Here is a 1,224-nt window from a genome sequence, read left to right as displayed (position 1 = left end):
TTTTTACTCAGTAGTTCTTTCTTATTCAGAAAGAGCCGTATTATGCAATGATTCTTGCAACAACACCTGCGCCTACTGTACGGCCACCTTCACGGATTGCAAAACGCAAACCATCATCCATCGCGATTGGATGAATCAGAGTCACGATCATGTTGATGTTGTCGCCTGGCATTACCATCTCTACGCCTTCTGGCAGTTCGATAGTACCCGTTACGTCAGTTGTACGGAAGTAGAACTGTGGACGGTAACCTTTGAAGAATGGAGTATGACGACCACCTTCATCTTTGCTCAGAATATAAACTTCTGATTCGAACTGGGTGTGCGGCTTGATTGAACCTGGTTTAGCAAGAACTTGACCACGTTCGATTTCTTCACGCTTAGTACCACGCAGAAGAACACCAACGTTCTCACCCGCACGGCCTTCGTCAAGCAGTTTACGGAACATTTCAACACCCGTACAAGTCGTTTTAACCGTTTCTTTAATACCAACGATTTCAACTTCTTCACCCACTTTAACGATACCACGCTCAACACGACCCGTTACAACTGTACCACGGCCTGAGATTGAGAATACGTCTTCGATTGGCAGCAAGAATGGACGGTCAATTGCGCGCTCTGGTTCTGGGATGTAGCTGTCCAGGTAACCGGCTAATTCAACAATTTTCGCTTCCCACTCAGGAATGCCTTCCAACGCTTTCAGCGCTGAACCACGAATAACCGGTGTATCATCACCTGGGAAATCGTACTGAGACAGAAGTTCACGCACTTCCATTTCAACGAGTTCTAACAGTTCTTCGTCGTCTACCATGTCACACTTGTTCAGGAAAACGATGATGTATGGAACGCCTACTTGACGACCTAACAGGATGTGCTCACGCGTTTGTGGCATTGGGCCATCAGTCGCAGCAACAACCAGAATAGCGCCATCCATTTGTGCAGCACCGGTGATCATGTTTTTCACATAGTCGGCGTGTCCTGGGCAGTCTACGTGTGCGTAGTGACGGCTTGGGGTGTCATATTCTACGTGTGAAGTAGAGATAGTGATACCACGTGCTTTTTCTTCAGGTGCGTTATCGATTTGATCGAAAGCACGAGCAGAACCGCCGTAAGTTTTTGCCAGGACAGTAGTGATAGCTGCTGTCAGAGTAGTTTTACCATGGTCAACGTGGCCGATTGTACCAACGTTAACGTGCGGTTTTGAACGTTCAAATTTTTCTTTAGACA

At 46.9% G+C, this 1,224-nt stretch carries 1 protein-coding gene; it reads right to left on the bottom strand.

Annotation, left to right across the window (positions count from 1 at the left end; genetic code table 11):
• Positions 1 to 40 precede the first annotated feature (40 nt).
• The coding region (gene tuf / locus M998_RS19100; RefSeq protein ID WP_068910370.1) for an elongation factor Tu at positions 41 to 1,224 on the bottom strand (1,184 nt) is incomplete at its 5' end.

Origin of the sequence: Providencia heimbachae ATCC 35613 (genome assembly GCF_001655055.1) — a bacterium.
In the GTDB taxonomy this organism is placed as follows: Bacteria; Pseudomonadota; Gammaproteobacteria; order Enterobacterales; family Enterobacteriaceae; genus Providencia; species Providencia heimbachae.
The sequence above is the reverse complement of the archived record's forward strand: the minus strand, read 5'-3'. Positions and strand labels throughout refer to the sequence as shown.